Source organism: Streptomyces griseorubiginosus, assembly GCF_017614965.1.
In the GTDB taxonomy this organism is placed as follows: Bacteria; Actinomycetota; Actinomycetes; order Streptomycetales; family Streptomycetaceae; genus Streptomyces; species Streptomyces griseorubiginosus_B.
This window is the reverse complement of record NZ_WVUG01000384.1, coordinates 1-7,335: the sequence shown is the minus strand read 5'-3', so window position 1 is coordinate 7,335 and position 7,335 is coordinate 1. Positions and strand designations below refer to the sequence as shown.

Genomic DNA, 7,335 nt, shown 5'->3' with positions numbered 1-7,335 from the left:
GTCCCCTACGGCACCCCCGACGCCCCCCGGATCGCCGTCCGCGGCGAGGCCCGCCTCGAAGTGGACCCCGAGATCGCCCGCATCGGCGTCACCGTCGCCTCCCGCGGCCGCGACCGCCGCGCCGCCCTCGACGACCTCACCCAGCGCAACGCCACCGTCCTCGACCTCGTCAAGACCTACGGCGACGCGGTGGAACACCTGGAGACCGGCGCCTTCTCCATCAGCCCCGAACTGAAGGAGAAGGGCCGCGGCGAACGTGTCCACGCCTACCACGGACGCGTCCACATCACCGCCGAGCTCACCGACTTCACCGCCCTGGGCGAACTCACCACCCGACTGGCCGACCTCGAACTCACCCGCGTCGACGGCCCCTGGTGGGCGCTGCGCCCCGACTCGCCCGCATACCGCCAGGCCCGGCAGCAGGCGGTACGGGAAGCGGTGCAACGGGCGCGGGAGTACGCGGAAGCGCTCGGCACCTCACTCGCCGCGCTGGTGGAACTCGCCGACGTCGGAGCGGAGGGCGCCCCGCCGCCGTACCCCCAGGCGCCCGGCAGCCGGATGCGCTCCATGGCCTACGGGGCGGCCGCCGAGGACACCCCCGCCGCGCTCGACCTCGAACCCCAGCGGCAACGCGTGAACGCCACGGTCAACGCCCGGTTCACCATGGAACCGCCGCGACTGTAGACGTCACGGGAGCAAATCGGCGCGGTGCGCGCGGGCCGTTCGAATGCTCATCGGAGCGGCCCCCCGCACAATTCAATACTTGTCAACAGCCCTTCACCCAACGGTTGTTGAGTGGTCATGTCCGTCCAATTCGCTACCCGCCGGTAAGGCATACGCTCGAACCATGCGCCGAGCAAAGATCGTCTGCACTCTGGGCCCCGCCACCGACTCGTACGACCAGATCAAAGCCCTGGTCGACGCCGGAATGGACGTCGCCCGCTTCAACCTCAGCCACGGCAGCCACGCCGAGCACGAGGAGCGCTACCAGCGCGTTCGCAAGGCCGCCGACGAGAGCGGCCGCAGCGTCGGACTCCTCGCCGACCTTCAGGGCCCGAAGATCCGCCTCGGCCGCTTCACCGAAGGCCCCGTACTCCTTGAACGCGGCGACAGCTTCACCATCACCGTCGAGGAAGGCGCCGAGGGCGACGGCCACACCTGCGGAACCACCTACTCCGGCCTCGCCGCCGACGTCACCCCCGGCGAACGCATCCTCGTCGACGACGGCAAGGTCTGCCTGGAGGTCACCGAGGTCGACGGACCGTGCGTCCACACCACCGTCGTCGAAGGCGGCATGGTCTCCGACCACAAGGGCCTCAACCTCCCCGGCGTCGCCGTCTCCGTCCCCGCCCTCTCCGACAAGGACGAAGCCGACCTGCGCTGGGCGCTGCGCACGGGCTTCGACGTCATCGCACTGTCCTTCGTCCGCAGCGGCCGGGACGTCGAGGGCGTGCACCGCATCATGGACGAGGAGGGGCGCCGGCTCCCCGTCATCGCCAAGGTGGAGAAGCCGCAGGCCGTCGACGCGATCGACGACATCGTCGCCGCCTTCGACGGCATCATGGTCGCCCGAGGAGACCTGGGCGTGGAGATGCCCCTCGAACAGGTCCCGTTCGTCCAGAAGCGCGCGATCAAACTCGCCCGGCGCAACGCCAAGCCGGTGATCGTGGCGACGCAGATGCTCGACTCGATGATCGACAACTCCCGCCCGACCCGCGCGGAGGCCTCCGACGTCGCCAACGCGGTGATCGACGGCACGGACGCGGTGATGCTGTCCGGCGAGACGAGCGTCGGCAAGTACCCGATCGAGACCGTCCGCACCATGGCGAAGATCGTCGAAGCGGCGGAAGAAGACATCCTCGCCAAGGGCCTGCCGCCCCTCACCGAAAGCAACAAACCCCGCACCCAGGGCGGCGCGGTCGCCCGGGCGGCGGCCGAGATGGGCGACTTCCTCGGCGCGAAGTTCCTGGTCGCCTTCACCCAGTCCGGCGACACGGCCCGCCGCCTCTCCCGCTACCGCTCCCCGATCCCCCTCCTGGCCTTCACCCCCGAACCGTCCACCCGCTCCCAGCTCAGCCTCACCTGGGGCGCGGAGACGTTCCTGGGCCCGCACGTCGACTCCACCGACGCGATGGTCGAACAGGTGGACGAGCTACTGCTGAAGTACGGCCGCTGCGAGCAGGGCGACGTGGTGGTCATCACGGCAGGCTCACCCCCCGGGGTCTCCGGCTCGACGAACATGGTGCGCGTCCACCACATCGGCGAGGACGACAGCCCGAAGTAGGGGTGGGGGTCAGTACTTGGGGCCCACGTGGGCGTCCAGGAGGGCTACGGAGGCCTTGCGGGCGATGGAGATGTTGCGAGCGTTCGCCTGGCGCCACGCGACGCCCACGTGGTCAAGCGTGTTCGTGAAGAGACGGATGATGTCGACAGACAGGTTGGTGAAGAAGTACCGGGGGTATTCGTAGCGCTTCTGCTCTCCGTCCACGGGGCGGGTCGTCCAGTTGGTGATCCTGCAGCCGTCGGAGTGGATGAGGCCCCGGATCAACTCCCAAGGGTGCGCGTCCACCATGGCCTGCTGCCAGGGTGCGAGGGCGATATGGCGTTCGTGCTTCTTGCCGGGCCCGTGCTGAGGAAAGAGGCGCGGCCAGTGCTGCGAGTAGGAGGTCACCGCAACGCAGCCCTGCCTCTGCAGGATGTACACGCCGATGCCCGGGCGTACCTTCTTGATGGCTTCGCGGCAGAGGTCGATGAGCCCGGGCCAGGCGTCGGCGCAGGCGATGCGCAGTTGGTAGCCGGTGCGCGGTTGCGCGCTGATGCATCCGTCGCCGAGATAAAGCCCCAGGAGGTATGCGTAGGCGCGTTCATCAGCGGGTGGTCCCGGGTCCTGAGGGGCGACACGGGGCAAGGGCTCCAGACGGTCTCGCCATGAGCGGATCGCGGCACGTGAGATGCCCGTCTGCTTGCTCACTGAATTCAGGCTTCGGCCCTGTGCTACGAGGGCGAGAGCTCGCTTGCGTGTGCTGACGTCGTACATGTGGCTCACTCTGTGAGAGTGGGCACGACGACACGCAGCAAAGAGCGGATGTTCACGAGAACGGGAACATCCGCTTCTGGTGGAGACCTTGAAATCGAAGGAAAAGTGCCCCAGGTGGGATTCGAACCCACACTGTCCGCTGTTTGAGAGCGGCCTCTCTGACCAGTTGGAGTACTGGGGCCTTAGAAAGGAAGGAGAAGTGCAACCCCTCGCGCACCCACCTTACCGCAGCTAGGTACGCTCTTGTCAGCACCACCCCTGCCCTGACCAAGGAGCCCCCGTGACCTCCCCCGAGTCGCCCCAGCCCGTAGACGCGGCCGATGACGACAAGTCGCACGTGCCTCCGCTGACGACCCGTGTCGTCATCGCTGAGGACGAGGCCCTGATCCGGCTCGACCTCAAAGAGATGCTGGAGGAGGAGGGCTACAGCGTCGTCGGTGAGGCCGGCGACGGTGAGCAGGCTGTCGAGCTCGCCCGTGAGCACAAGCCGGACCTCGTCATCCTCGATGTGAAGATGCCCAAGCTGGACGGTATCTCCGCCGCCGAGAAGATCGCCGAGGAGCGGATCGCCCCGGTGCTGATGCTCACCGCCTTCTCGCAGCGGGATCTCGTCGAGCGCGCCCGTGACGCCGGTGCGATGGCCTATCTCGTGAAGCCGTTCAGCAAGAGTGACGTGGTGCCGGCCATCGAGATGGCGGTGTCGCGGTTCACCGAGCTGAAGGAGCTGGAGAAGGAGATCGCCGACCTCACGCTCCGGTTGGAGACCCGTAAGCTCGTGGACCGGGCGAAGTCGATCCTGCAGACCGAGTACGGGCTGACCGAGCCGGCCGCGTTCCGGTGGATCCAGAAGACCTCGATGGACCGCCGGATGTCGATGCAGCAGGTGGCGGAGGCGGTCATTCAGGACGCGGACGAGAAGAAGGCGTCCAAGGGCTGACGGCCCAGGAGAGGAGAAGGCCCGCGGCCCTGAGGGATCAGGGGCGCGGGCCTTCTCGTGTGCCGCAGAGCGCCTAGTCCTCGCCGAGGTACGCCTTGCGGACCGACTCGTCGTGCAGGAGGTCCTGGCCGGTGCCGGACAGGACGATGTTGCCGACTTCCATGACGTGTCCCTGGTCGGCGAGCGAGAGGGCGGCCTGGGCGTTCTGCTCGACGAGCAGGATCGTCGTGCCCTGGGACTTGAGTTCGACGATGGTCGCCATGATCTTCTGCATCATGATCGGGGAGAGACCCATGGAGGGTTCGTCGAGCATCAGCAGTTTGGGCTGGGACATCAGGGCGCGGCCCATGGCGAGCATCTGCTGCTCGCCGCCCGAGAGGGTGCCGGCGGCCTGCCTGCGGCGTTCTCCGAGGATGGGGAAGAGGTCGTAGGCGCGCTGTATGTCCTTTTCGATGCCTTCCTTGTCCTTGCGGAGGAAGGCGCCGAGCTGGAGGTTCTCTTCGATGGTGAGCCGGGGGAAGATGTGCCGGCCCTCGGGGGAGTGGGCGAGGCCCAGGGCGACGATCTTGTGCGCGGCGATGCCGGTGAGGGGCTTGCCGTCGAACGTGATCTTGCCGGCGCTGGGCTTGAGCAGTCCGGAGAGGGTGCGCAGGGTCGTGGTCTTGCCGGCGCCGTTGGTGCCGATGAGGGTGACGACCTGGCCCACCTCGACGGAGAAGGAGATGCCCTTGACGGCTTCGATCTTGCCGTAGGCGACGTGGAGGTCCTCGACCTCCAGGAGTGCGGTCACTGGGGGTCTCCCTTGGTGGTGCCGGCGGCCTCGGTCTCGCCGGGGTCGCCGTCGAACGGTTCGCCCAGGTAGGCGGCGATGACGCGTTCGTCGGCCTGGACCACCTCGGAGGTGCCCTCGACGAGCTTCTCGCCCTGGACGAGTACGGCGACGCGGTCGCAGAGGTTGAAGATGAAGCGCATGTCGTGCTCGATGACGAGGACGGCGATGCCCATGTCCCGGATGGCGAAGACGAGTTCTTCGGTGGCCCGGGTTTCCTGCGGGTTCATGCCGGCGGTGGGCTCGTCGAGCAGGAGCAGGCCGGGCTCGGAGGCCATGGCCCGCGCGATCTCCAGCTTGCGCTGTTCGCCGTAGGGGAGGTTGCGTGCGAGGTGGTCGCGTTTGTGGGCGAGGCCGATGAACTCCAGGAGTTCCATGGCTCGTGTCTCGCTGGCCTTCTCCGCCTTCTTGAAGCCGGGGCCGCGCAGCAGGGCGGACCAGAGGCCTTCCTTGGTGCGGGTGTGGCGGCCGACGAGGACGTTCTCGAGGACCGTCATGTTGGCGAAGAGGCGGATGTTCTGGAAGGTGCGGGCGATGCCGGCCTTGGTGACCAGGTGCGGTTTGGGGGGCAGGACGGTGCCTTGGTAGGAGACGCTGCCCTCGGTGGGGACGTACAGGCCGGTGAGGCAGTTGAAGAAGGTGGTCTTGCCGGCGCCGTTGGGGCCGATGAGGCCGACGATCTCGCCGCTGTTGACCGTGAAGTCGACCGAGCGGACGGCGGTGAGGCCGCCGAAGCGCATGGTGACGTCGCGGGCTTCGAGTACAGGTGTCGTCATGGTTCTTTACGCCCCTGCCTTGGTGACGGCCGGTTCGTCGGACAGCGTCGTGGTCTCTGGTACGTCGAGTTGGCCGGTCTCGTGGAATTCGAGTTGGCGGCGGCGGTTGGCGATGATGCCCTCGGGGCGGAAGCGCATCAGCAGGATGAGCGCGATGCCGAACGCGAGCAGTGACTTGTCCTGGAGGAAGACCAGCTTCTCCGGGAGCAGGTAGAGCAGGGCGGCACCGAGGATGGGGCCGGAGACGGTGCCCATGCCGCCGAGGACGACGGCGGCCAGCAGGAAGGCCGAGTTGGGCGGGGCGGCGCCGGCGAACTGGTAGGGGTTGGGTACGACGTTGTAGGTGACGTGGGCGCTGACGGTGCCGGCGAGGCCGGCGAGTGAGGCGCCGAGGGCGAAGGCGATGAGCTTGACGCGGAAGCCGTTGATGCCCATGGCGGTGGCGGCGGTCTCGTCCTCGCGGATGGCGATCCAGGAGCGGCCGATGCGGGAGTCGGCGGCGCGCCGGTAGACGGTCACGACGAGGGCCATGACCAGGACCATCAGCAGGTAGTAGTTGGCGAACCGGCCGATGGTGAAGCTGCCGAGGTCGTGGGCCTCGCCGAAGTTGAAGCCGAAGAGCTTCAGGTCGGGGATGGAGGGGATGCCGTTGGGGCCGTTGGTGATGTCGGGGCCGGAGACGCCGTCCATGTTGTTGACGGCGAGGCGGAAGATCTCTCCGAAGCCGAGGGTCACGATGGCCAGGTAGTCGCCGCGCAGCCGCAGGGTGGGCGCGCCGATGAGCACGCCGAAGATGAGGGAGGCGGCGGCGCCGGCGAGGGCGGCGGCCCAGAAGGGGAACTGGACGCCGGAGAAGCGGGAGAACTCGGAGCCGGAGACCAGGGCCGCGGTGTAGGCGCCGACGCCGAGGAAGGCGACGTATCCGAGGTCGAGGAGGCCGGCGAGGCCGACGACGATGTTCAGGCCCAGGGCGACGGTGCCGAAGATCAGGATGTTGACGCCGATGTTGGCGTAGTGGTCGTCGGTCTGGGTGAGCGGGAAGGCGATCGCGGCGGCGAAGCCCATGGCGAGGCTGAAGCTGCGGTTGTCGGCGACCATGGCGGAGAAGCGGTCGAGGAGGCCGGCGGTGTGCAGTGCCCAGACGGCGAAGATGAGGACGATGAGGAAGCCGATGAAGATCTCGCCGTACTCGGTGTCGATGCCGTAGGCGAAGACGCCGAGGCCGAGGGCGGCCACGATGGTGATGATCAGGCGCTGGATCCAGGGGGAGACGGGTTGCGGCGCGGGGATCGCGTCGGGCTTGGCGATGTACGCCTTGAGGGTCTCCTTGGTCGTCTCGCCGGCTTCCTGCGGGAGGGCGAAGGCGCCGATGACGGGGATGAGCGAGGCGACTATGGCGATGTAGGTGCCGGGTTCCCAGTTGGCGAGGCCGCCGAGTTTGGCGGCGATCTCGATGGCGGTGAACCAGGTGACGCCGAAGCCGCCGAGGGCGGTGAGGACCAGGGGCGCGTTGTTGCGGGCGGGCAGCAGCCAGCGCAGGCCGCGGACGCCGTAGGAGGCGAGCGCGAAGACGGCGGTGAGGACTCCGGCGACGAAGGTCAGCCATTGCAGGCCGCCGGGGTAGCCGTAGACGGTGAGGTCGCCGGGGAAGTCGCTGGTCCAGGTCCAGGCGAGGAAGGCGGAGGCCGCGGTGGCGATGCCGCCGAGCAGGAGCAGGGCGCGGGCGGCGGGCAGGGGCAGGCCGATGAGGCCGCGG

The 7,335-nt window shown here is 68.2% G+C and carries 7 protein-coding genes and 1 tRNA gene; 3 read left to right on the top strand and 5 right to left on the bottom strand.

The window, feature by feature from the left end; genetic code table 11:
* Positions 1–684: SIMPL domain-containing protein (locus GRC12_RS39670; protein WP_244374484.1), on the top strand; the 684-nt coding region annotated here is incomplete at its 5' end.
* Between the two features lie 163 nt (positions 685–847).
* Positions 848–2,284, top strand: coding sequence for a pyruvate kinase (gene pyk, locus GRC12_RS39665; RefSeq protein WP_208785312.1), 1,437 nt, complete (start codon positions 848–850; stop codon positions 2,282–2,284).
* A 9-nt stretch (positions 2,285–2,293) separates the two neighbouring features.
* Here pyk and GRC12_RS39660 read toward each other — a convergent pair whose 3' ends face one another.
* Together GRC12_RS39660 and GRC12_RS39655 are read right to left on the bottom strand one after the other, a co-directional pair.
* A complete protein-coding gene (locus tag GRC12_RS39660; protein WP_208785311.1) occupies positions 2,294–3,037 on the bottom strand; it encodes a helix-turn-helix domain-containing protein in 744 nt (247 codons plus the stop codon).
* Between the two features lie 106 nt (positions 3,038–3,143).
* Positions 3,144–3,218, bottom strand: a tRNA-Leu gene (locus GRC12_RS39655).
* Positions 3,219–3,317: 99 nt separating this feature from the next.
* Between GRC12_RS39655 and GRC12_RS39650 the strand changes: the two genes are divergently transcribed.
* Entirely contained in the window at positions 3,318–3,974 is a 657-nt protein-coding gene (locus GRC12_RS39650) for an ANTAR domain-containing response regulator (RefSeq protein WP_133042763.1), read from the top strand.
* A 73-nt stretch (positions 3,975–4,047) separates the two neighbouring features.
* Here GRC12_RS39650 and GRC12_RS39645 read toward each other — a convergent pair whose 3' ends face one another.
* The 3 genes from GRC12_RS39645 to GRC12_RS39635 all read right to left on the bottom strand — a co-directional run.
* Positions 4,048–4,764 carry an ABC transporter ATP-binding protein gene (locus tag GRC12_RS39645; RefSeq protein ID WP_208785310.1) on the bottom strand — a complete coding sequence of 239 codons (717 nt, stop codon included), beginning with the start codon at positions 4,762–4,764 and terminating at the stop codon, positions 4,048–4,050.
* Positions 4,761–5,579, bottom strand: a complete 819-nt coding sequence (locus tag GRC12_RS39640) for an ABC transporter ATP-binding protein (protein WP_208785309.1) — start codon at positions 5,577–5,579, stop codon at positions 4,761–4,763. Before GRC12_RS39640 ends, GRC12_RS39645 begins: the two co-directional genes overlap by 4 nt.
* 6 nt (positions 5,580–5,585) lie before the next feature.
* Positions 5,586–7,335 (bottom strand): branched-chain amino acid ABC transporter permease (locus GRC12_RS39635; RefSeq protein WP_208785308.1); only part of this gene is annotated, 1,750 nt, incomplete at its 5' end.

Excerpts from the sequence above, each read along its gene's own strand:
- pyk (WP_208785312.1), top strand. The coding sequence starts at position 848 with ATGCGCCGAGCAAAGATCGTCTGCACTCTGGGCCCCGCCACCGACTCG.
- GRC12_RS39660 (WP_208785311.1), bottom strand. The coding sequence starts at position 3,037 with ATGTACGACGTCAGCACACGCAAGCGAGCTCTCGCCCTCGTAGCACAG.
- GRC12_RS39640 (WP_208785309.1), bottom strand. The coding sequence starts at position 5,579 with ATGACGACACCTGTACTCGAAGCCCGCGACGTCACCATGCGCTTCGGC.